20 protein-coding genes are annotated in these 21,827 nt (G+C 72.2%); 16 read left to right on the forward strand and 4 right to left on the reverse strand.

Going from position 1 to position 21,827, the window contains the following annotated elements; genetic code table 11:
* The first annotated feature begins 292 nt into the window (after positions 1 to 292).
* The 3 genes from aceE to ACIBQ6_RS44845 all read left to right on the forward strand — a co-directional run bounded on the left by aceE (position 293) and on the right by ACIBQ6_RS44845 (position 5,548).
* Complete coding sequence (aceE, locus tag ACIBQ6_RS44835) at positions 293 to 3,091, forward strand: pyruvate dehydrogenase (acetyl-transferring), homodimeric type (protein WP_358284315.1); 2,799 nt, start codon at positions 293 to 295, stop codon at positions 3,089 to 3,091.
* A 200-nt stretch (positions 3,092 to 3,291) separates the two neighbouring features.
* Positions 3,292 to 4,791, forward strand: a complete 1,500-nt coding sequence (locus ACIBQ6_RS44840; protein ID WP_397218898.1) for an alpha/beta hydrolase — start codon at positions 3,292 to 3,294, stop codon at positions 4,789 to 4,791.
* A 10-nt stretch (positions 4,792 to 4,801) separates the two neighbouring features.
* Positions 4,802 to 5,548, forward strand: coding sequence for a maleylpyruvate isomerase family mycothiol-dependent enzyme (locus ACIBQ6_RS44845; protein WP_397218899.1), 747 nt, complete (start codon positions 4,802 to 4,804; stop codon positions 5,546 to 5,548).
* Between the two features lie 206 nt (positions 5,549 to 5,754).
* On the opposite strand, the gene ACIBQ6_RS44850 is transcribed toward ACIBQ6_RS44845, so the two are convergent.
* From ACIBQ6_RS44850 to ACIBQ6_RS44860, 3 genes are all read right to left on the reverse strand, one after another.
* Positions 5,755 to 6,117: a VOC family protein gene (locus ACIBQ6_RS44850; protein ID WP_358284308.1), complete on the reverse strand. Its 363-nt coding sequence runs from the start codon at positions 6,115 to 6,117 to the stop codon at positions 5,755 to 5,757.
* A 73-nt stretch (positions 6,118 to 6,190) separates the two neighbouring features.
* Positions 6,191 to 6,919 (reverse strand): YafY family protein, encoded by a 729-nt coding sequence (locus ACIBQ6_RS44855; RefSeq protein WP_352357678.1) that lies wholly within the window; start codon positions 6,917 to 6,919, stop codon positions 6,191 to 6,193.
* An 86-nt stretch (positions 6,920 to 7,005) separates the two neighbouring features.
* Positions 7,006 to 8,028: a PHP domain-containing protein gene (locus ACIBQ6_RS44860; protein WP_358284304.1), complete on the reverse strand. Its 1,023-nt coding sequence runs from the start codon at positions 8,026 to 8,028 to the stop codon at positions 7,006 to 7,008.
* Between the two features lie 90 nt (positions 8,029 to 8,118).
* Between ACIBQ6_RS44860 and ACIBQ6_RS44865 the strand changes: the two genes are divergently transcribed.
* From ACIBQ6_RS44865 to ACIBQ6_RS44905, 9 genes are all read left to right on the forward strand, one after another.
* On the forward strand, positions 8,119 to 8,520 hold the full coding sequence (locus ACIBQ6_RS44865) for a hypothetical protein (protein WP_397163294.1): 402 nt from the start codon (positions 8,119 to 8,121) through the stop codon (positions 8,518 to 8,520).
* 1 nt (position 8,521) lies between these two features.
* Positions 8,522 to 9,667 (forward strand): glutathionylspermidine synthase family protein, encoded by a 1,146-nt coding sequence (locus ACIBQ6_RS44870; RefSeq protein ID WP_397218900.1) that lies wholly within the window; start codon positions 8,522 to 8,524, stop codon positions 9,665 to 9,667.
* A gap of 24 nt (positions 9,668 to 9,691) precedes the next feature.
* Positions 9,692 to 10,123 (forward strand): DUF350 domain-containing protein, encoded by a 432-nt coding sequence (locus tag ACIBQ6_RS44875; RefSeq protein ID WP_352323647.1) that lies wholly within the window; start codon positions 9,692 to 9,694, stop codon positions 10,121 to 10,123.
* 95 nt (positions 10,124 to 10,218) lie between these two features.
* Positions 10,219 to 11,343: a helix-turn-helix domain-containing protein gene (locus tag ACIBQ6_RS44880; protein WP_352358034.1), complete on the forward strand. Its 1,125-nt coding sequence runs from the start codon at positions 10,219 to 10,221 to the stop codon at positions 11,341 to 11,343.
* A 103-nt stretch (positions 11,344 to 11,446) separates the two neighbouring features.
* Complete coding sequence (locus tag ACIBQ6_RS44885; protein ID WP_387663656.1) at positions 11,447 to 12,343, forward strand: ACP S-malonyltransferase; 897 nt, start codon at positions 11,447 to 11,449, stop codon at positions 12,341 to 12,343.
* A complete protein-coding gene (locus tag ACIBQ6_RS44890; RefSeq protein ID WP_358284296.1) occupies positions 12,340 to 13,293 on the forward strand; it encodes a beta-ketoacyl-ACP synthase III in 954 nt (317 codons plus the stop codon). Before ACIBQ6_RS44885 ends, ACIBQ6_RS44890 begins: the two co-directional genes overlap by 4 nt.
* An 81-nt stretch (positions 13,294 to 13,374) precedes the next feature.
* Positions 13,375 to 13,614 (forward strand): acyl carrier protein, encoded by a 240-nt coding sequence (locus tag ACIBQ6_RS44895; protein WP_125639869.1) that lies wholly within the window; start codon positions 13,375 to 13,377, stop codon positions 13,612 to 13,614.
* 36 nt (positions 13,615 to 13,650) lie between these two features.
* Entirely contained in the window at positions 13,651 to 14,883 is a 1,233-nt protein-coding gene (gene fabF, locus ACIBQ6_RS44900; RefSeq protein ID WP_358284293.1) for a beta-ketoacyl-ACP synthase II, read from the forward strand.
* On the forward strand, positions 14,883 to 16,307 hold the full coding sequence (locus tag ACIBQ6_RS44905) for an acyl-CoA carboxylase subunit beta (protein ID WP_397218901.1): 1,425 nt from the start codon (positions 14,883 to 14,885) through the stop codon (positions 16,305 to 16,307). The genes fabF and ACIBQ6_RS44905 overlap by 1 nt, the downstream gene beginning before the upstream one ends.
* Before the next feature lie 138 nt (positions 16,308 to 16,445).
* Here the strand turns inward: ACIBQ6_RS44905 and ACIBQ6_RS44910 are convergent, their stop codons facing one another.
* Positions 16,446 to 16,940, reverse strand: a complete 495-nt coding sequence (locus ACIBQ6_RS44910; protein WP_352323642.1) for a DUF3145 domain-containing protein — start codon at positions 16,938 to 16,940, stop codon at positions 16,446 to 16,448.
* Positions 16,941 to 17,115: 175 nt separating this feature from the next.
* On the opposite strand from ACIBQ6_RS44910, the gene ACIBQ6_RS44915 reads away from it, so the two are divergent.
* The 4 genes from ACIBQ6_RS44915 (at position 17,116) to ACIBQ6_RS44930 (ending at position 21,827) form a co-directional block, all read left to right on the forward strand.
* A complete protein-coding gene (locus tag ACIBQ6_RS44915) occupies positions 17,116 to 18,129 on the forward strand; it encodes a S8/S53 family peptidase (protein ID WP_358284289.1) in 1,014 nt (337 codons plus the stop codon).
* A gap of 72 nt (positions 18,130 to 18,201) precedes the next feature.
* Positions 18,202 to 18,762 carry a sigma-70 family RNA polymerase sigma factor gene (locus tag ACIBQ6_RS44920; RefSeq protein ID WP_352357697.1) on the forward strand — a complete coding sequence of 187 codons (561 nt, stop codon included), beginning with the start codon at positions 18,202 to 18,204 and terminating at the stop codon, positions 18,760 to 18,762.
* On the forward strand, positions 18,759 to 19,220 hold the full coding sequence (locus tag ACIBQ6_RS44925; protein WP_397218902.1) for a hypothetical protein: 462 nt from the start codon (positions 18,759 to 18,761) through the stop codon (positions 19,218 to 19,220). The genes ACIBQ6_RS44920 and ACIBQ6_RS44925 overlap by 4 nt, the downstream gene beginning before the upstream one ends.
* A 54-nt stretch (positions 19,221 to 19,274) precedes the next feature.
* Positions 19,275 to 21,827: a CHAT domain-containing protein gene (locus ACIBQ6_RS44930; protein ID WP_397218903.1), complete on the forward strand. Its 2,553-nt coding sequence runs from the start codon at positions 19,275 to 19,277 to the stop codon at positions 21,825 to 21,827.

Here is a 21,827-nt window from a genome sequence, read left to right on the forward strand (position 1 = left end):
CGCCAGGAAGACGGTGGCTAGACTCGCGCGGCGCGGCGCGGCCGCCCCCTCCGGGTGAGGACCGCCCGGTTCGGGGGAGGGTTGAGGGCGGAGGCCGACCCACCGGGCCAGCCCCCTAGGATTGGGGGGAAATTTCGTCCGTTTTCTAGTCTTGTTAAATTGCTCCACCGATGTAACCTTTGGTGGCGATTCGTCCTACCATCGGTGGTCTAGGCCACCAACATGGCCCTGCCAGCAGGGACGCTCTGGTTACCCGTCAGTAGAGATGCGTTTTCTACGACTAGCGACCAGGATGGAAGGCGACCCAGACCAGACTTCAGTCATTCTCGGAAGGCGAGACCCAGTGGCTTCCGGACGCCAGCGATTCTCGATCATCAGCGACGGCCTACCCAGCCAGCTGCCTGATGTCGACCCCAGTGAGACCAACGAGTGGCTCGAGTCTCTCGACAATGTCGTCAAGACCGAAGGCCGCACCAGAGCCCGCTACCTCATGCTCCGCATGCTGGAACGGGCCCGCGAGCACCAGGTCGGCGTGCCGGGCCTGCGCAGCACCGACTACATCAACACGATCCCGCCGGAGCGCGAGCCCTGGTTCCCGGGCGACGAGCACGTCGAGCGGCGCATCCGCGCCTACATCCGGTGGAACGCCGCGGTCATGGTGTCGCGGGCCAACGCCCGTACGAACGTGGGCGGCCACATCGCCACCTACGCCTCGGCGGCCTCGCTCTACGAGGTGGGCTTCAACCACTTCTTCCGTGGCAAGGACCACGGCGAGTCGGGCGACCAGGTGTTCTTCCAGGGCCACGCCGCGCCGGGCATCTACGCCCGCGCCTTCCTGGAGGGCCGCCTCAACGAGGCCCAGCTCGACGCGTTCCGGCAGGAGCTGTCGCACGGCTTCCGCGGCCTGCCCTCCTACCCGCACCCGCGGCTCATGCCCGACTTCTGGGAGTTCCCGACGGTCTCCATGGGCCTCGGCCCGATCGGCGCGATCTACCAGGCGCGGTTCAACCGCTACCTGCTCAACCGCGAGCTCAAGGACACCTCGCGCAGCCACGTGTGGGCCTTCCTCGGCGACGGCGAGATGGACGAGCCCGAGTCGCTCGGCGCGATCGGCCTGGCCGCCCGCGAGGAGCTGGACAACCTCACGTTCGTCATCAACTGCAACCTGCAGCGGCTCGACGGCCCGGTACGCGGCAACGGCAAGATCATTCAGGAGCTGGAGTCGTACTTCCGCGGCGCCGGCTGGAACGTGATCAAGGTCGTGTGGGGCCGCGACTGGGACCCGCTGCTCGCGGCCGACGTCGACGGCGTGCTGGTCAACCAGATGAACACCACGCCCGACGGCCAGTTCCAGACCTACTCGGTCGAGACCGGCGGCTACATCCGCGACCACTTCTTCGGCGGCGACCCGCGCCTGCGCAAGATGGTCGAGCACCTGTCCGACGACGACATCCGCAAGCTGTCGCGCGGCGGCCACGACTACCGCAAGGTCTACGCGGCCTTCAAGGCGGCCCGCGAGCACGTCGGCCAGCCGACGGTGATCCTCGCCCAGACCATCAAGGGCTGGACGCTGGGCAAGGACTTCGAGGCGCGCAACGCCACCCACCAGATGAAGAAGCTCACCAAGGCCGAGCTGAAGGAGTTCCGCGACCGGCTCTACCTGCCGATCCCGGACTCGGCCCTGGAGGGCGAGCTGCCCCCGTACTTCCACCCGGGCGAGAACGACCCCGAGATCCAGTACATGAAGGAGCGCCGCGCGGCGCTCGGCGGTGTGCTGCCCAAGCGGGTCATGCGCGCCAAGCCGGTCAAGCTGCCCGGCGACGACGTCTACAGCCAGTTCCGCAAGGGCTCGGGCAAGCAGCAGGTCGCCACCACCATGGCGTTCGTGCGCCTGCTGAAGGACCTCATGCGCGACAAGGAGATCGGCCACCGGTTCGTGCCGATCATCCCCGACGAGGCCCGCACGTTCGGTCTCGACGCCATGTTCCCGACGGCCAAGATCTACTCGCCCCACGGGCAGACGTACGAGGCGGTCGACAGGGAGCTGCTGCTGTCGTACAAGGAGGCCGTGCAGGGGCAGATCCTGCACGAGGGCATCAGCGAGTCGGGCTCGATGGCCTCGACCATCGCGGCCGGCACCTCCTACGCCACGCACGGCGAGCACATGATCCCGGTCTACATCTTCTACTCGATGTTCGGGTGGCAGCGCACCGGCGACCAGATGTGGCAGATGGGCGACCAGATGGGCCGCGGCTTCCTGCTCGGCGCCACCGCCGGCCGCACCACGCTCAACGGCGAGGGCCTGCAGCACGAAGACGGCCACACGCCGCTCATCGCCTCGACGAACCCGGCCGCGGTCTCCTACGACCCGTCCTGGGCCTTCGAGGTCGCCCACATCGTCAAGGACGGCCTGCGCCGCATGTACGGCGAGCAGCCCGAGGACGTCTTCTACTACCTGACCGTCTACAACGAGCCCTACCTGCAGCCCGCGCAGCCGGCCGACCTCGACGTGGAGGGCCTGCTCAAGGGCCTGTACAAGTTCGCCGAGGGCCCGCAGACGCAGGGGCCGAAGGCCAACATCCTGGCCTCGGGCGTGGCGGGTCCGTGGGCCATGGAGGCCCAGCGCCTGCTGGCCGAGGAGTGGGGCGTGTCCGCCGACGTGTGGTCGGCGACGTCGTGGTCGGAGCTGCGGCGCGACGCGCTGGCGTGCGAGGAGCACAACCTGCTCAACCCCGACGCCGAGCAGCGCGTCCCGTACGTGACGCAGGCGCTCTCGCAGGCCAGCGGCCCGTTCGTGGGCGTCAGCGACTACATGAAGGCGGTCCAGGACCAGATCGCGCAGTGGGTGCCGGGTGACTGGTCCTCGCTGGGCACCGACGGGTTCGGCCTGTCCGACACCCGCTCTGCGCTGCGTCGCCACTTCCACGTGGACGCCGCCTCGATCACGCTGGCCGTGCTCACCCGGCTGGTCAAGCGGGGCGAGCTCGACGGCGAGGTGCTGCGCGAGGCCATCGCCCGCTACCACCTGAAGAACGGCGTCACCGAAGCCGGCGGCGCGGAGAGCAACGACACCCAGTCGATGGGCGTCTGAGTCATCCGGAAGGCGCGCTCCCGCGAACTGTCTCTCGCGGGAGCGCCGTCATGTCCGGGCCTGCGCTCCGTTCGACGGATGAGGCGGCACGTCCAGGAGGGGTACGTGCCGCCTCACCCAGGGCCGCCTCACCCAGGTTCGACGCGAGGTCCCGTATCGTGGGCACTACTTCCCCCGAAGACACGAAGGGGAATGTTCGTATGCGACGCGTCCTAGCCGCCGCCCTGCTCGTAACGGCCGCGGGCTGCGCGAGTGCACCCGCAGAGCCCGCCACCGACGGGCCCGCCGCCGACACCGACAAGATCGCGTGGGGGCCGTGCACCGACATCAAGCGCCCGGACGGCGAGCCACCGGCACAGCAGGACGCCTCGGTGCGCTGCGGGAAGCTGGCGGTGCCCCTCGACTACTCCCGCCCCGACGGCGACAAGCTGGAGCTGGCGCTCATCAAGCTGACGGCCACCGATCCGAAGAAGCGGCTCGGCTCGATGGTGTTCAACTTCGGCGGGCCGGGCGCCTCCGGCGTGGACACCCTCGACCAGGCCGCCAAGGTGCTCACCACCCTGCGCGCCCACTACGACCTGGTCAGCTTCGACCCGCGCGGCGTCGAGCGCAGCGCGGGCGTGCGCTGCGGCGACAGCGCGCAGATGGACCGGTTCGTCTCCCTGGACACGCTGCCCACCAACGCGCAGACCCGTCAGGAGAGCCTGGACGCCAACAAGGAGTTCGCGCAGCTCTGCCAGCAGCACTCCGGCAAGGTCCTCCCCTACGTCGGCACCGTCAACGCCGCCCGTGACATGGACCGCATCCGCGCCGCCGTCGGCGACCCCAAGCTCAACTACGTCGGCATGTCGTACGGCACCCAGCTCGGCGCCGTCTACGCCACCCAGTTCCCCAAGAACGTGGGCCGGATGCTGCTCGACGCGCCGCTCGACCCGACGGTCACCTTCGAGCAGCGCACGCTGACCCAGACCCGCGGCTTCCAGCAGGCGTACGAGAGCTTCCTGCGCAGCTGCGTCAAGGGCGGCTGCGAGGTCGGCAAGGACGTGACCGCCGCGAACGCCAACGTCGAGAACCTGATGAACCAGCTCACCAGCAAGCCGCTGAAGGTGGACGGCCGCCAGCTCACCCAGGGCCTGGCCTCCACCGGCGTGGCCGCCGCCCTGTACTCCGAGCTGACCTGGCCGTTCCTGGAGAAGGCGCTCGGCGAGGCGCTGAAGGGCCACGGCGAGGCGCTGATGTACCTGGCCGACTCCTACACCGGACGCTCGGAGGACGGCACCTACTCCACGCAGATGACCAGCTTCCCGGCCATCACCTGCGTGGACACCGCCGAGCGGCCCAGCGAGGCCGAGCTGCGGCGCACCGAGGCGGCGGCGCTGCGGATCTCGCCGCTGTTCGGCAGCGAGGGCTCGGGCGGGCTGTGCCGGGTGTGGCCGGCCAAGGGCAGCAACGAGGCGCGGCACGTCAACGCCACCGGGTCGGCGCCGATCCTGGTCGTGGGCGGCAAGGGCGACCCCGCCACGCCGTACCAGTGGGCGCCGCGGCTGACGGCCCAGCTCAGGACCGCGCGGCTGGTGACGTACGAGGGCGAGGGGCACGGGGCGTACCTGTCGGGCAGCAAGTGCGTGCAGGGGCTGGTGGACGCGTACCTGGTGGAGGGCAAGCTGCCCGCCAAGGGTGCGACCTGCCCGGCGGCCTAGTGTGTGACGGGTGACCGACAACGACACCTTCATCGCCCGGATCGAGGGCGAAGCCGCGCGGCTGGCGGCGCTGGCGACCGATCTGTCCGTCCCGGTGCCGACGTGTCCGGGATGGACGATCGGCGATCTCGTCACGCATGTCGGCCGGACCCATCGCTGGGCGACGTACGTGCTGCGCAACCGGGTCCAGGAGCGCGTCTGGTCGCGCGAGGTGCCCAGCGGCCTGGCCGAGGGCGCGCACGGCGACGCCGCCTGGCTCGTGGAGGGCGCCGCCGCCCTCCTGGACGTGCTGCGCACCACCGACCCGGACCTCGCGGTGTGGACGTGGGGCCCGGACCGGCGGGCGGGATGGTGGGCGCCCAGGATGCTCTTCGAGCTGGTGATCCACCGGGCCGACGCCGAGCTCGCACTCGGCCTCGACCCGGAGATCCCGGCGGCGACCGCCGTCGACGGCGTCGAGGAGTTCCTGCACAACCTGCCGTACGCGACCTGGGTGACCAAGTCGCTGGCCGGGCTCGGCACGGAAGGGGCCACGATCCACCTCCACGCGAGCGACCTCGACGGCGAGTGGACCATCACGCAGGGCGCCGACGGGGCGGTCAGCTGCGAACGCGGCCACACCAAGGGCGACGCCGCCGTACGCGGCCCGGCGAGCGAGCTGCTCCTGGTGCTCTACGGTCGGCGGCCCCCGCGGTCGCCGGCCGTCTTCGGCGACCACGACCTGCTGACCCGCTGGCTGGCGGCCGCCGCCTTCTGACGCTTCTGACACGACCCCCGGGCCGGGGGAAGGGGCCCTGGACGCGCCGCCGCTCGGCGATCGGCGGCGTGTCCAGGGCGGGTGAACCGCTCTCAGGCGGGACGGCCCGCGTCGCGCGGCCTCGGTTCGGCGGGGAAGGTGCTTCCCCGGGGGGCGCGATCGCGGCGAGGTCCCGCGAGCTCCGGCGGCGTCCGCCGCCGAAGGGCTCACCTGCGGTGGAAGACTCCGAACAGGCTCCCCGAGACGTCACGCAGATAGGCGAAGTCGGTGCCGGCGCCGTCGTCGATCACCTTCATCTCGACCTTGCCGCCGAGCGCCTCGCTCTTGGCGCACGCGGCCTCGACGTCGGCGACCTGCACGTGGAACACCGCGTGGGCGGGGAAGTCGCCCTTGTTGTTGAACAGCCCGCCGCCGGGCCGCTCGCCGCCCGGGTAGCCGATCATGCGGTAGTCGAGCGGGCCGTCGTCGTCGCGGCTGAACGACCAGCCGAACAGCTCGCCGTAGAAACGTTCGGCGCCTTCGGGGTCGTCGGTCGCGATCTCGAACCAGGTCACCGTGTTGTCCATCATCGTCTCCTCGTCTTTCGAACAAGACAACGATGTATCGCTATGGCGACAACCCTATGTCGGTGTTTTCGCATGATTAATCGAGCATGGTTCCGCGGACCACCATCTCCGGCACGTCGGGGGCGAACCCTTCGAGCGGCCGTTCGGGGCAGCGCTCGACGGTGACGACGGCCGCGGCGATGCGGTCGAGCCGGAAGACGCGGACGTCCTCCCGCAACCGGCACCACGCCACGAGGTACCAGAAACCGCCGCGCCCGCCCAGGAACACCCCCGGCTCGACGTCGCGCGAGGTGAGCGCGCCCTTGGCGTCGGCGTAGTCGAGCCTGAGCACGCGCCGCCGCAGCAGCGCCTCCTCGATGGCCCTGGAGATGCCCTCGGCGCCGAGCGGCCGGCTCGGGGAGCCGGGCTCGGGCGGCTCGCTGACGAGCTGCACCCGCCGCGCCAGCTCCCTGGCCAGATCGCCCTCGGGCCCCGGCATGGCCGAGACCACCTTGCGTAACGCGCTGCGGGCCTGGCGGCCGAACGGCTGGTCGCCGGCCTGGCTGAGGGCCACCGCGATGGCCACCGCCTCGGCCGGGGTGAAGTTGAGCGGGGGCAGCGACATCTTCTTGTCGAGGGCGTAGCCGCCCCTGCGACCGGGCTCGGCGTAGATCGGCACCCCGGACCCCTGCAACGCGGTGATGTCGCGCTCGATGGTGCGCACGCTGACCTCGAACCGCTCGGCGAGCTCGCGGGCGGAGCGGCAGCGTGGCGCGATGGCGCGCAGGTCCTCGACGAGCGCATAGAGCCGGTCGGTACGGTTCACAGCCGGAACGCTACGCGCCGCCACCGACAATCACCGGCCCCGCGCGGCCCCCGCGACAACGACCTGGCTCCGCCGCCACCCAGGGCTCACCCCGCCGTCCACTCCAGCAGCCGGTCCAGGGGCCAGGTGTTGACGATCCGCGCGGCCTCGATCCCGCACCGGGCGGCCCGCTCGCAGCCGAAGCGCTGCCAGTCGAGCTGGCCGGGCGCGTGCGCGTCGGAGTCGATCGAGAACACGCACCCCGTCTCGTACGCCAGCCGCATGAGCCGCTTGGGCGGGTCGAGCCGGTCAGGCCTGGAGTTGATCTCCACGGCGACCCCGAACCGCCGGCACGCCTCGAAGACCAGCTCGGCGTCGAACTCCGACTCCGGCCTCTTGACCCCGCGCTCGCCGCCCGCCCGCACGACCCGCCCCGTGCAGTGGCCGAGGACGTCGACCAGGGGGTTCGCGACGGCGGTGACCATGCGGCGGGTCATCTCCTCGCGGTCCATGCGCAGCTTGGAGTGGACGCTGGCCACGACCACGTCGAGCCGTCCGAGCAGCGCCGGGTCCTGGTCGAGCGAGCCGTCGAGGTGGACGTCGACCTCGATGCCGGTCAGGATCCGGAAGGGCGCCAGCCGCTCGTTGAGCCCGGCCACCACGTCGAGCTGCCGCTCCAGCCGCTCGGCCGACAGTCCCTTGGCCACGGTCAGGCGCGGCGAGTGGTCGGTCAGCGCCCAGTACTCGTGCCCGAGCCCTCTGGCGGCCTCGGCCATCTCCTCGATCGGCGAGCCGCCGTCGGACCAGTCCGAGTGGCTGTGCAGGTCGCCCTTCAGCGCCTCGCGCAGGGCCGCGGTCTCGGCGTCCAGCTCGACGCCCTCGGTGGCTCGCAACCTACGCAAATACGTCGGAACCTGACCGTCGAGCGCTTCGTTGATCACGAGGGCGGTGACCTTGCCGATGCCGGGGAGGTCGCCCAGCCCGCCGGCTCCGGCCAGCCGCGCGAGCTCCCCTTCCGGCAGGTCGTCCACGACCGCGGCCGCGCGACGGAACGCGCGGACCCGATAGGTGGGCTCACCTGCGCGTTCGAGCAGGAAGGCGATCTCGCGCAGGGCCTGGACCGGTTCCATGAGTCATTCATACCCGAGCGGACGACGACCGGCATTGAACAGGGGCGAAGCGCACCGATAGGCTGATTCGCCCAGGAAAGCAGGAACCACATGGCACAACCGCCGCGCATGCCGGCTCCCCCACCTCCGCGCAAGTCGTCCAAGGCCGTCCCACTGACCATTCTCGGGGTCCTGTCGGTGATGCTGGTGGGCTACTGCGCGGCGACCCAGGACGACGACGACGTCACCGCCGACTGCGTAGTGCAGCTGGAGGACGGCACGTACGAGGTCGTCGACGACGACTACTGCGACGACGACGGCGGCAGCGGCGGCGGGTCCCACTACTACGCCGGTTCGCGCGGCGCGTACATGTGGTACTACGGCGGCCGCCGGGTCGGCAACCGCATGCAGGGCGGCACCACGTACCGGCCCTCCGACGTGAACATCTCCAGCCGCAGCGGCAAGTCGATCCAGCGCGGCGGCTTCGGCAACAGCTGGGGCGGCGGGAGCTGACGTGCGCCGCGAGCATGGCATCGCCCGTCCCGGCTGGGAGAAGACGATCGAGAGCCAGGGCCTGGCCTACCACCGGGTGGCCCACCCCGAGGGCCTGAGCAGGCCCTACTGGGACGAGTCGGTCCACTACGTCCTGTCCCTGGAGGAGGTGGAGTCGCTGGAGGAGCAGGTCGAGGAGCTGCACGGCATGTGCCTGCGGGCCGTCGAGCACGTCGTCTCCACCGGCCGCTACGCCGACTTCGCCGTCCCCGAGTGGGCCAGGGACGCCGTGGCCCGCTCCTGGGAGCGCCGCGACCCCCACCTGTACGGCCGCTTCGACCTGCGCTACGACGGCACCGGCCCGGCCCGGCTGCTGGAGTACAACGCCGACACGCCGACGTCGCTGGTGGAGTCGTCGGTGATCCAGTGGTTCTGGCTGCAGGACGTCCACCCCGGCGACGACCAGTGGAACTCCCTGCACGAGCGGCTCATCGAGCGCTGGCGCGAGCTGCCGCTGCCGCCCGGCCCCACGCACTTCGCCTTCACCAACGCCGACGAGACGGGCGAGGAGGCCATGACGGTCGCCTACCTGCAGGAGACCGCCGAGCAGGCGGGCCGGCGGACGGTCGCCGTCGCCATGGAGGACATCGGCTGGGACGAGCTCAACCGCCGTTTCGTCGACGCCGGGGAGGAGATGATCCGCTCGGCGTTCAAGCTCTACCCCTGGGAGTGGATGCTCGCCGACGACTTCGGCCGGCACGCGGTGCGCCACTCCACCTGGATCGAGCCGCTGTGGAAGTCGCTGCTGTCGAACAAGGCGCTGCTCGCCGTGTTGTGGGAGCTCTACGCCGGCCATCCCAACCTGCTGCCCGCCTACCTCGACGGGCCGCGCGAGCTGACCTCCTACATCGCCAAGCCGCTGCTGGGCCGGGAGGGCGCCTCGATGCGCGTCGTCACCCCCGAGGGCGCCCAGGAGACTCCGGGCCGTTACGGCCGGGAAGGCTACGTCTTCCAGGAGTTCGAGGCGCTGCCCGCGTTCGAGGGCCAGCGGCCGGTGCTCGGCGCCTGGGTGGTCGCCGACGAGGCCGCCGGGCTCGGCATCAGGGAGACCACCGGCCTGATCACCGACGACACCTCCTCCTTCGTCCCTCATCGCATCGCGAACTGAAGCACCCCCGTGATTGGAAATGACGTGACCCTTCTCGAAGTCCTGGCCCGCGGCGCCGGCGCGATCGCCGCGTACGCGGCCGTCGGCGTGATCCTGCTGATCGTCGGCTTCTACGTGATCGACTGGGCCACGCCCGGCAAGCTGAGCGAGATCATCCGCACCCAGCGCAACGCGAACGCGACGCTGCTCACGACGTCCGCGCTGGCGGCGATCGGGCTCATCGTGGCCGCGTCCATCTGGTCCTCCGGCGGCCGTCTGGCCGAGGGGCTCGCGGGCACGGCCGTGTTCGGGCTGGTCGGCATCGTGGTGCAGACGGTGGCGATGCTGGTGTTCGACAAGGTCGTCGGGATCTCCGTACGCGAGCTGGTGAAGGAGCCGGAGCTGCAGCCCGGCGCGCGCCTGCTGGCGGTCACCCACGTGGCGATCGGCCTGATCACGGCGGTTGCGGTCATCTGAAACACCACCGTTCCGGTCATCGGAAGCGACCTGGCACTCTAGGAGGCGTGACAGACCGGACCCGGGAGGACACCACGCGAAGGCTCGAGCGCGCCATGGGCGCGCTCGGCACGGCGGCGATGGCCCGCATGGACGACCAGCTCCCCTGGTTCCGGGCGCTCAGCGCCGAGGACCGCTCGTGGGTGGGCCTGGTCGCCCAGGCCGGCATCGCCGCGTTCGTGGAGTGGTTCCAGCACGCCGGCGAGAACCGGCCGACGCCCAGCATCGAGTTCTTCGGCACGGCCCCACGCGAGCTCAAGCGCTCGATCTCGCTCCAGCAGACGGTCGACATCGTCCGGATCGTGGTCGAGGTGGTCGAGGCCCAGACCGACGAGCTGGCCGCGCCGGGCGGCGAGGACCAGCTCCAGCAGGCCATGCTGCGCTACACCCGCGACGTGGCCTTCGCCGCCGCGCACGTCTACGCCCGCGAGGCCGAGGCCCGCGGCTCCTGGGACGCCAGGCTGGAGGCGCTGATCGTCGACGCGCTGGTGCGCGGCGAGGTCGACGACGGCCTCCACTCCTGGGCCGCCGCCCTCGGCTGGACCTCCTCCCCCGTCGTCGTGATCGCCGGGCACGCCCCCGACGACGACCCGCGCGCGGTCATCGACGGCCTGCGCGACAAGGGCCGCCGCATCGGCATGGACCTGCTGGCCGGCGTGCAGGCCGACCGGCTGATCGTGATCGTGGGCGGCGCCGACAGCGTCCACGACGCGGCCCGGCAGGTCGTGGCGCGCTTCGGCGTGGGCCCGATCGTCATCGGTCCCGAGGTGCCCGACCTGCACGCCGCCGCGCGGTCGGCGCGGGCCGCGCTGGCCGGGCTCAAGGCGTCCGCGGGCTGGCCGGACGCCCCCAGGCCGGTGCACGCCGAGGACCTGCTGGCCGAACGCGCCCTCGACGGCGACGCCGACGCCAGGGAGCAGCTCATCGAGAACGTCTACCTGCCGTTGGCCGGCACACCCCTGCTCGATACGCTGGCCACCTACCTCGAACAGGGCACCTCCCTGGAGGCGACGGCGCGGCTGCTGTTCGTGCACCCGAACACGGTCCGCTACCGTCTGAAGAAGATCACCGAGCTCACGGGCTACCAGCCCACCGAGGGCAGGTCGGCCTTCACGCTGCAGGTCGGTCTCATCCTGGGCCGGCTTTCCGAAGGCGCCGCGGCATGGCGGGCCCTAACGTAACATTCCCGAAATCTTCACTGTAGGGTTCCTACAAAGCACCCGGGACAAAGTTCGTACGGATCTCCATCCGCGTGTCGAAGTTCTACAGGGCATGGTGGTTTTTGTGCTTGTACTCGTCGCTCCGGGCCAAGGCGCCCAAACCCCAGGCTTCCTGACCCCCTGGCTTGAGTTGCCCGGTCTGGCCGACAGACTCGGCGCCTGGTCGGAGGTCGCCGGGATCGACCTGGTGGCCTACGGCACCACCGCCGACGCCGACGAGATCCGCGACACCGCCGTGGCCCAGCCGCTGCTGGTGGCCGCCGCGCTGGCCGCCGCCGAAGCGCTGGGGGCCTCCCCCGACGTGCTGGCCGGCCACAGCGTGGGCGAGTTCGCCGCGGCCGCGCTGGCCGGGGTGCTCACCTCCGAACAGGCCCTGGGCCTGGTCCGCGAGCGCGCCCAGGCCATGGCCAAGGCCGCCGCCGTCACCGAGACCGGCATGACCGCCGTGCTCGGCGGCGTGGAGGCCGACGTGCTGGCCGCGATCGAGCGTCACGGGCTGACCCCGGCCAACATCAACGGCGCGGGCCAGATCGTGGCGGGCGGCACGCTGGAGCAGCTCGCCGCCTTCAAGGACGACGCGCCCGCCCGCGCCAGGCTCATCCCGCTCAAGGTGGCCGGCGCGTTCCACACCGAGCACATGGCCCCCGCCGTCGACGCCCTGCGCGAGGCGGCCTGGAACGTCGTGCCCGGCGACCCGCAGGTCACGCTGCTGTCCAACGCCGACGGCCGGCCCGCCGCCGGCGGCGCCGAGTTCGTCCAGCGGCTCATCTCGCAGATCAGCAGCCCCGTCCGCTGGGACCTGTGCATGGCGACGATGGCCGAGCTGGGCGTGACCAAGATGATCGAGCTGCTGCCCGGCGGCACGCTGACGGGGCTCGCCAAGCGCGGCCTGCGCGGCGTCGAGACCGTGGCGCTGAAGACACCCGACGACCTCGACGCGGCCAGGGAGCTGATCAAGTGAGGATCCCCGACATCGCCCCCGGCGCCCGGATTCTGGCCCTCGGCCATTACCAGCCGGACAACGTCGTCACCAACGACGACCTGGCCAAGACCATGGACACCAACGACGAGTGGATCCAGTCCCGCGTCGGGATCAAGGAGCGCCGGGTCGCCTCGGCCACCGAGTCCGTCGAGGACATGGCGGTCCAGGCCGGCGGCAAGGCGCTGGCCGCCAGCGGCCTGACCCCCGACGAGGTCGACCTGGTGATCGTGGCCACCTGCACGCTGGAGACCCAGATCCCCAACGCCGCGGCGGTCGTGGCCCACCGGCTGGGCATCAAGTCCCCGGGCGCCTTCGACGTCAACGCCGCCTGCGCCGGCTTCTGCTACGCGCTGGCCACCGCCAGCGCCGCCGTCCGCGGCGGCGCGGCCAGGAACGTGCTGGTCGTCGGCTCGGAGAAGCTGTCACAGTGGGTCGACTGGACCGACCGGTCCACGGCCGTGATCTTCGCCGACGGCGCCGGCGCCGCGGTGGTCGGCCCGACCGACACGCCCGGCATCGGCCCGGTCGTCTGGGGCAGCGCCGGCGACAAGTCCGAGGCCATCTCCATCGCCGACCGGACGAAGTTCCTCTCCCAGGAGGGCCAGACGGTCTTCCGCTGGGCCACCGCGCTGCACCCGGTGGCACTGGAGGCGTGCGCCCGCGCCGGGGTCGACCCCTCGGAGCTGGCGGCGTTCGTCCCCCACCAGGCCAACCTGCGCATCATCGAGGCCATCGCGCGCAAGCTCGGTGCCGACAAGGCCGTCATCGGCCGTGACATCGTCACCGCGGGCAACACGTCGGCGGCCTCCATCCCGCTCGCGCTCTCGCGGATGCTGGAGCGCGGCGAGGTCCGCTCAGGCGACCTCGCGCTCATCCTCGGCTTCGGCGCCGGTCTGACCTATGCGGGCCAAGTGATCGAGATTCCGTAGGATCCGGTACGGCTCCCGCCGTACCTCAGCTCGTACGGCGGAAGCCGTACAGAAACCAGAAAATGAAGGAGAAGTAGCGACATGGCTGCCACCGAGCAGGAGATCCTCGCGGGCCTCGGCAAGATCATCAACGAGATCACCGGCATTCCGGCCGGCGAGGTGACCCCCGAGAAGAGCTTCGTCGACGACCTCGACATCGACTCCCTGTCCATGGTCGAGATCGCCGTGGCCGCTCAGGACGAGTTCGGCGTCGAGATCCCCGACGACCAGCTGAAGAACCTGAAGACGGTCAAGGACGTCCTCAACTTCATCCAGGCCTGACACCCAGCAGTTCTGACCAGTAAGGAGCGCGAAAACGTGAGTGCGAACCGGGTACGTGTCGTCGTCACCGGGCTCGGCGCGACGACGCCCGTCGGTGGAGACGTCACCTCGACCTGGACGGCGCTCCTCGCCGGTCAGTCGGGTGTGGAGACCCTCACCACGGAGTGGATCGACTCCGTCCCCGTGCGGTTCGCGGGGACGGCGGCGGTCGACCCCACTGAGGTGCTGCCCCGCCCCGAGTCCCGCCGTCTCGACCGCAGCGAGCAGTTCGCCCTGGTCGCCGCCAGGGAGGCCTGGCAGGACGCCGGCGCCCCCGAGGTGGCCCCCGAGCGGCTGGGCGTCGTGGTCTCCAGCGGCATCGGCGGCATCAGCACCACCCTGACCGCCTACGACACGTGGAAGGAGCGCGGCTGGAACCGGCTGTCGCCCTTCACCGTGCCGATGCTCATGCCCAACGGCCCGGCCGCCTGGATCGGCATCGACCTGGGCGCCCAGGCGGGCGTGCACGCCACCGTCTCCGCCTGCGCCTCCGGCGCCGAGGCGATCGGCTACGCCATGGACATGATCCGGCTCGGCCGCGCCGACGTGGTGGTCGCCGGCGGCACCGAGGCCGCCATCCACGGCCTCAACATCGCCGCCTTCGCCGCCGCGCGGGCGATGTCCACCCGCAACGACGACCCGCAGGGCGCCTCCCGGCCGTGGGACCGCGACCGTGACGGGTTCGTGCTCGGCGAGGGCGCCGGCATCGTGGTGCTGGAGTCCGAGGAGCACGCCAAGGCGCGCGGCGCGCGCATCTACGCCTACGCCTCCGGCGTCGGCTACTCGGCCGACGCCCACCACATCACCCAGCCCGAGCCCGAGGGCCGCGGCATCATCATGGCGATGACGCAGGCGCTGACCGACGCCGAGATCACCGGCCTCGACGTCAAGCATGTCAACGCGCACGCCACCTCCACCCCGGCGGGCGACGTCGGCGAGGTGCAGGCCGTGGCCAAGGCCATCGGCACCCACCCGCTGGTCACCTCGACCAAGTCCATGACCGGTCACCTGCTCGGCGGCGCCGGCGGCATCGAGTCCGTCTTCACGATCAAGGCGCTGCAGGAGCGGATCGTCCCGGCCACCATCAACCTCGACAACCTCGACGACGGCATCGAGGTCGACATCGTCCACGGCGCGAACCGCTCGCTGCCGCAGGGCGACATCGCCGCGGTCAACAACTCCTTCGGGTTCGGCGGGCACAACGTGACCGTCGTCTTCAAGGGGGCTTGATGACCGTACTGGACAGCCGGGTGGTGGGTGAAGGCTCCGGCCAGGAGCCCGCCGACCCCCGCGATCCAGTCGTCCGCCTGGCAGCGCTGCTCGACGAGGGCTCGCTGCGGCTCATCACCCCGCAGGACAACAGCGGCGTCCTGGCCGCCATGGGCAGGATCGAGGGCGTGCCCGTCGCCGCCTTCTGCAGCGACGCGCGCTACCAGGGCGGCGCGATGGGCAGCGAGGGCTGCGAGCACATCGTGCACGCCTACGACGTGGCCGTCCGCGAGCGGGTGCCGGTCATCGGCATCTGGCACTCCGGCGGCGCCCGGCTCGCCGAAGGCGTCGAGTCGCTGCACGCCGTCGGCCGGGTGTTCGCGGCCATGACCAAGGCGTCGGGCGTCGTGCCGCAGATCTCGGTGGTCGTCGGCCCGGCGGCCGGCGGCGCCGCCTACGGCCCCGCGCTCACCGACCTGGTGATCCTGGCCGACACCGGCCGCATCTTCGTGACCGGCCCCGACGTCGTGCGCAGCGTCACCGGTGAGAGCGTCGACAGCGAGGCGCTGGGCGGCCCCGAGCCGCACAGCAGGCGCAGCGGCGTCGTGCACGTCGTCACCAAGACCGAGGCCGAGGCCTACCTCCAGGCGCGCCGGCTCGCCACGCTGCTCGGTCACCAGGGCCGGGTGCGGCCCGGCGCGGTCGAGGAGGTCGACTTCTCCTCGCTGCTGCCGGAGTCCGCGCGCCGGGCCTACGACGTCAAGCCGCTGGTCAACGGCCTGCTCGACGAGGCCGGCGTCGAACTGCACGCCAAGTGGGCGCCCAACGTCGTCACGTCCCTGGGCCGTCTCGGCGGCCGGACGGTCGGCGTCGTCGCCAACAACCCGTTGCGGCTGGGCGGCTGCCTCGACGCCACGTCCGCCGAGAAAGCCGCTCGCTTCGTACGTATGTGTGACGCGTTCGGAGTGCCGTTGGTTGTCCTCGTGGACGTACCCGGTTACCTGCCGGGCGTCGGCCAGGAGCACGACGGCGTCGTCCGGCGCGGCGCCAAGCTGCTGCACGCCTTCGCCGAGGCGTCGGTGCCCCGGGTCACCGTGGTCACGCGCAAGGCGTACGGCGGGGCGTACATCGCGATGAACTCGCGGGCGCTGGGCGCCACCAGGGTGTTCGCCTGGCCAACCACCCAGGTGGCGGTCATGGGGGCGGTGGCGGCGGTGCGCGTGCTCAAGCGGCGCGAGCTCGCCGCCGCGTCCGAGGAGGAGCGGCCCGCGCTGGAGCAGCGGCTCGCCGAGGAGCACGAGCAGCTCGCCGGCGGCCTGGCCCGCGCCCAGGAGCTGGGCGTCATCGACGAGGTGATCAAGCCCGCCGAGACGCGCGGCGCCATCGCCAAGGTGCTCGCCCAGGCCACCCCGGCCAGGGGCGCCCACGGCAACATCCCGCTGTAGAGGACGGTTCCACGCGAAAGGCCCCGCACCGCGACCCGGTGCGGGGCCTTTCCGTTGTTCGGGAAGCCGGACGGCTCCAGGGCATGACGTGCTTGCCGCGGGCCGCCCCGGCAGGCGCTCGGCGGGAGGCGGGAGGGGTCAGACGGCGGCGTGCAGCCAGCGGACGGGAGCGCCGTCGCCGGCGTACCTGAACGGCTCCAGCTCTTCGTCCCACGGCCGGCCGAGCAGCTTGTCGAGCTCGTCCTCCAGCACGCACCGGCCCTGGGCGGCCATCATCATGGCGGCACGCAGGCGGTCTTCGGGGATCATGATGTCCCCGGCCGCGCCGATGACCGCCGTGAAGGCGCCGAGCGTCGGCGTGTAGGCGTGTCTGGAGCCGTCGACGCCGGGCGAGGGATCCTCGGTGATCTCGAATCTCAGGCGCTGCCAGCCCATGAGGGAAGAGGCGATGGCCGCCGCGATGCCGGCGCGGCCCTCCCACTCCGCCTGCGCGCGCACGACGTTCGGCGCGGCTGGTTGCGGAGTCCACGTCAGATCAACGGGCACGCCGAGGACACCCGCGACTGCCCATTCGATGTGAGGGCACAGCGCGGGCTGAGCCGAGTGGACGTAAAGCACGCCACGAGCAGACACCGGACCTCCCGTTTCGGTACGAGGTGCGCCTTCCCCAACGGCCTCGCCCCGGGATGATCACAAGTGACTAGGGGAAGACTACCGTCGGTCGCCATCGGACACCAGAGGGGGGCCATACCAAGTTGGTGCGGGCGTGTCACGTGACAGTTGTGGCGGGCGGGGAAACAACCGGCTCATGGACATGCAATCTGTCGGCGAGGCGTTCATCCGGCCAGGTCAGGTGCTGGTCGACCGGGGCGCGGTGTCGGCCGCCGCCCGCTGGACGCAGGCGGTCTCCGAGGCCGACGGGGTCACCGTCCTGCATCTGTCGGCCGGGGTGGACCCGTGCGAGATCACCGCCGAGCTTCGTGACCGGGGCTTCCGGGCCTCGCCCAACCACGTGCTCACCGGCCAGCCGTTGTTCTTCGGCGGACCGGCGTCCCGGCCGTTCCCCACTCCGCCCATATCCTTCAGGCCGGCCAGGTCGCGTTCGGACGTGGTCGTGGCCCTGCTCGACACCGGCGTGGCCAAGCACCCGTGGTGGTCGGGCAGCGACTGGTACTCCAGGCTCGGCCCGGAGAGCGCCGACGCGGCCCAGGGGGCGCAGGCCGGGCACGGCACGTTCGTCGCCGGCCTGCTGGCCCGCCGGGCCCCGGGCGCCAGGCTGCGGGTCCGCCGGGTGCTCGACGGCGACGGCCTGGGCGACGAGGCGACCGTGGTGCGCACCCTCCACCGCATGCGCGAGGACCCGCCCCAGGTGCTCAACCTCTCCTTCGGCTGCCACTCCTTCGACGACCGGCCGCCGCCCCTGCTGGCCGACGCCATCGGCGCGCTGAAGGACACCGTGACGGTGGCCTGCGCCGGCAACACCGCCTCCGACCGGCCGTTCTGGCCCGCCGCCCTGCCGTGCGCGGTGGGCGTGGCGGCCCTCGACGCCGCCCAGGAGCGCCGCGCGCCCTTCTCCGGGTACGGCACCTGGGTCGACGCCTGCGCCCGCGGCGACTGGCTGACCAGCAGTTTCCTGGACACCGGCGAGTTCGCCGGCTACGCGGCCTGGAGCGGCACGTCGTTCGCCACCGCGCTGGTGTCGGGGGCCGTGGCCGACGCCGCCCGGCGCGAACCCGCCAAGGAAGCCGTCGAACGACTGCTCGACCCCCGGCAGTCCCGGCAAATTCCCGATCTGGGAGTTCTCGTACCCACGAGTCTGTAGAGTTTACGCTCAGTCCTCGGCCAATCACGGTGAGGCAGAATGACCTCCCCGTGCGGGACGAAAGGAGGCCGCATGAGCGACTTGCGCGATCCGGCGGAGCTGCTCCGCGACGCGGCCGACGGCGACCGATCCGCCTGGGACGAGATGGAGTCCCGGTTCGGCCCGCGCATGTGGGCGCTGGCCCGCTCGTGCGGGCTGGGCGAGGCCGACGCCGCCGACGCGGTCCAGGGCGCCTGGCTGCGGCTGCTCCAGCACATGCACGACATCCGCGACCCCTCGCGGGTGGGCGGCTGGCTGATGACCACCACCCGCCGTGAGGCGCTCCTCCTGCTCCGGAAGGAGCCGTCGGGCCTGCTGGTCGCCGATCCGGAGGGCAGGCCCACCTTCGGGGCCGTCGAGGAGCCCGATCCGGCGTCCGCCGTGCTGGAGGCGGACGGCAGGCGGCTGCTGTGGAAGTCGGTCTCCGCCCTGCAGGAACCCTGCCGCACGCTGCTGCAGCTGGTCGCGACCGATCTGGGAAACCAGCAGATGGCGATGCGGCTCGGGTTGCCCGTGGGCAGCGTGGGGCCGACCAGGGCCCGCTGCCTGGAGAAACTGCGCACTCTGCTCTCACTACAGGAGACAGCGCAATGATCAACGACGAGTACTTCCTGGCGGCGCTCCGGCTGGCCGCCGGCATGGACCCGATGCCCGGGCACGTGTCGGCCGCCGCGCGTGACATCTACGGGCTGCGCGTCCCCCAGGCGGTGACCGCCAACCCCGTCGACCACGGCGGTGGCCGGGCGGCGCGGTCCGGTGCGCCCGACCGCGACGACGGCTCGCATCTGGTGCGGTTCGTCACCGACGGTCTCACCTTCGACCTGGAGGTGACCGTGGGCGACGGGCTGATCGACGTCGCCGGGCAGATCTTTCCCGATCCCGGGGAGGGCACCGCCATCGACGTGCGCACCCCCCACCTGACGCTCACCCGGCAGGTCGCCCAGGACGGCCGGTTCGCCGCCACCGGGCTGCCGCCCGGATGGCTGAGCATCGTGTGCCACCGTCCCGGTCATGCCCCCGTCCAGACCAGGTGGGTGCGCATCCGGCCGTGACGCCGCCGCCCACGCAGTACGTCCCCACCCCTCCTCCCCGCCGGTCAGCCCCCCATGAGCGTCACTTCTCCCCCACCGGGATCAGCACCCGACCACGGCCCGCTCGTCGAGGCGGCCGAGGCCGCCGTGCTGCGCGCGCACGTCGATCCCGAGCAGGCCCTTTACGCCGGCCGCACCGTCCTGGCCGCCGCCCGCCGCGCCGAGGCGCCTGAAGCCGAGGCGATCGCGCTGCGCGCCATGGCTCTGGCCGCCCGCGAGCTGGGCGACCTCCTCAGCGCCGAACACTGCCTGCGGCAGGCCATCGCCACTCCGGGCGCCCCGGCCGAGCGCCAGGCCCAGGCGCGGCTGTCGCTGGTCACCGTGCGCACCGAGCGCGGGCACCCGCTCCAGGCCCTGCGCGTGGCCGCCCTGGCCTGGGCCTACCTGTCGCCCCTCGACCGCGCCAAGCTCGACACGCAGCGCGCGGTCGCCCTGGCCCACCTGGGCCGCCACCAGGAGGCCATCGCCGCCTGCGACCGCTCGCTGCGAGCCCTGGTGGCCGCGCCCGGCACGGTCGACGACCGGCGCTTCCTGGCCGGCGGCCTGCTCAACCGCGGCCTGATCCACGCCTACCGCGGCGACTGGGACGCCGCCATGCGCGACATCGCGGCCTGCCTGCAGATCGCCCAGTACGCCGGCCTGCGCCACCTGGCCCGGCTGTCGGCCGCCAACCTGCCGTTCCTGGCCGTGCGGCGGGGGGACATCGCGGGCGCGTTCGAGCACTACCGGGCGGCCGAGGACACCCTGTTCGGCTTCCCCGAGCGGCTGGCCACGATGCGGGCCGACTTCGCCGGCGCGCTGCTGGCGGCGCACCTGCCCGGCGAGGCCAGGGCGATGCTGAGCCTGGCCGTGCCCGATCTGGAGTCCTCCGGCGCGCAGGTGGCGCTGGCCGAGGCGCGGCTGAAGCTGGCCCAGGTCGAGCTGCTCACCGGCGACCCCCACCGGGCCCGGCAGGTGGCCGAGCAGGCGGCGCGCGAGCTGGCCGAGCAGGAGCGGCTGTCGTGGCTGCCGCTGGCCGGCGAGGTCGTCCTGCGCGCCAGGCTGGCGATGGGGCCGGTCACGTCCGAGCTGGTCACCGATCTGATCAAGTGCGCCGACGAGCTGGAGGACGTCTCCTCGCACGTGGCCGCCGCCGCGGCGCTGCGGCTGAGCGCGGCCGAGGCGGCGCTGGCCGTCGACGACCATCCGGTGGCCTCGGCGCAGCTGCGCAGGCTCACCCGGCACGCCGAGCGCGCCGAACGCTGGATGCCGGCTGGCACCCGCCTGACCTCGCTGGCCCCCGAGCCGCAGACCACGCAGCTCGCGCAGATCCCGGCGACCGTCCGCCAGCACGCCCTGGCTCTGGAGGCGGCCCTGCGGGAGGACGTCACGGGGGCGCTGCGGGCGGTCCGCGACGGGCTGGCCGAGGTGAGCGGGCAGGTGGAGACGTTCGAGGATCCGGCGCTGCGGGCGCACGCGGCCCGGTCCGGTGAGCGGCTGGCCGCCTTCGGGCTGGGCCTGGCGGTGCGCGACGGGTACGCGGGCGAGGTGTTCGAGTGGGCCGAGCGGTGGCGCGCGGTCGCGGCGCCGGAACACGCGTGCGGCCTGGTGGAGATCGACCGGGTCCGGGCGGCGCTCGACGGCGCGGCGCTGGTGGAGTTCGTGGCCGAGGAGGAGACGCTGCTGGTGGTGCTGATCACCGCTGACCGGCTGATCCTGCGGCGGCTGGGCGGCGTGCGGCAGGCGCGTGAGGCGATCATGCGGCTGCGCCACGCCCTGCGTCAGTGGGGTGCGGGGCTCGACGTGGCCGGTCCCGCGCAGGCGCTCACCGAGCTGACCGGCGCCGGCGCGGAGCTGGAGCGGCTGCTGCTGGGGCCGCTCGCGGCCGAGCTGGGTGACCGGCCGCTGGTGGTGGTGCCGGTGGGGCCGTTGCACACCCTGCCCTGGGGCGCGCTGCCGGGGCTGCGTGAGCGTCCTGTGAGCGTGGCGGCGAGCGCGGCAGCGTGGGTGGGCGCGCGGCGGCGGGCCCGCGTGCGGGAGGGAGCGCCGGTGGTGCTGGCGGCGGCCGGGCCCGAGCTGGCCCACGCGGAGGAGGAGGTGGCCCGCGTGCTGGCCTGCCATCCGGGCGCGCGGGCGGTGCCCGGCCGCCGGGACGCCGTGCTGGCGGCGCTCGGCGAGGCCGACGTCCTCCATCTGGCCGCGCACGGCGCCTTCCACGCCCGCAGCCCGCTGCTGTCCGGCATCACCCTCGGCGACGGGCAGCTCATGGCCTACGACCTGCTGGGCCTGCACCGCGCGCCGGAGCTGGTCGTGTTGTCGGCGTGCAACTCGGGCATGGCCCGCACACCGGCGGAGGGGGCGCCGCTGGGGCTGCCGGGCACGTTCCTGGCGCGCGGGAGCTCGTGCGTGGTGGCGGGGATGGTGCCCATCGGGGACGAGGCCGCGATGGCCATGATGGGCGCCTTCCACGAGCTGCTGGCCGATGGGCAGGCGCCGGACGCGGCTCTGGCCTGCGCGTCGGCCAAGACCGGCTTGCTGGGGTTCGTCTGTTTCGGGGCGGGCGACCGGCCGGTCCGTCCGGCCGGCTGA

This window comes from Nonomuraea sp. NPDC049655, assembly GCF_044465465.1.
GTDB lineage: Bacteria > Actinomycetota > Actinomycetes > Streptosporangiales > Streptosporangiaceae > Nonomuraea.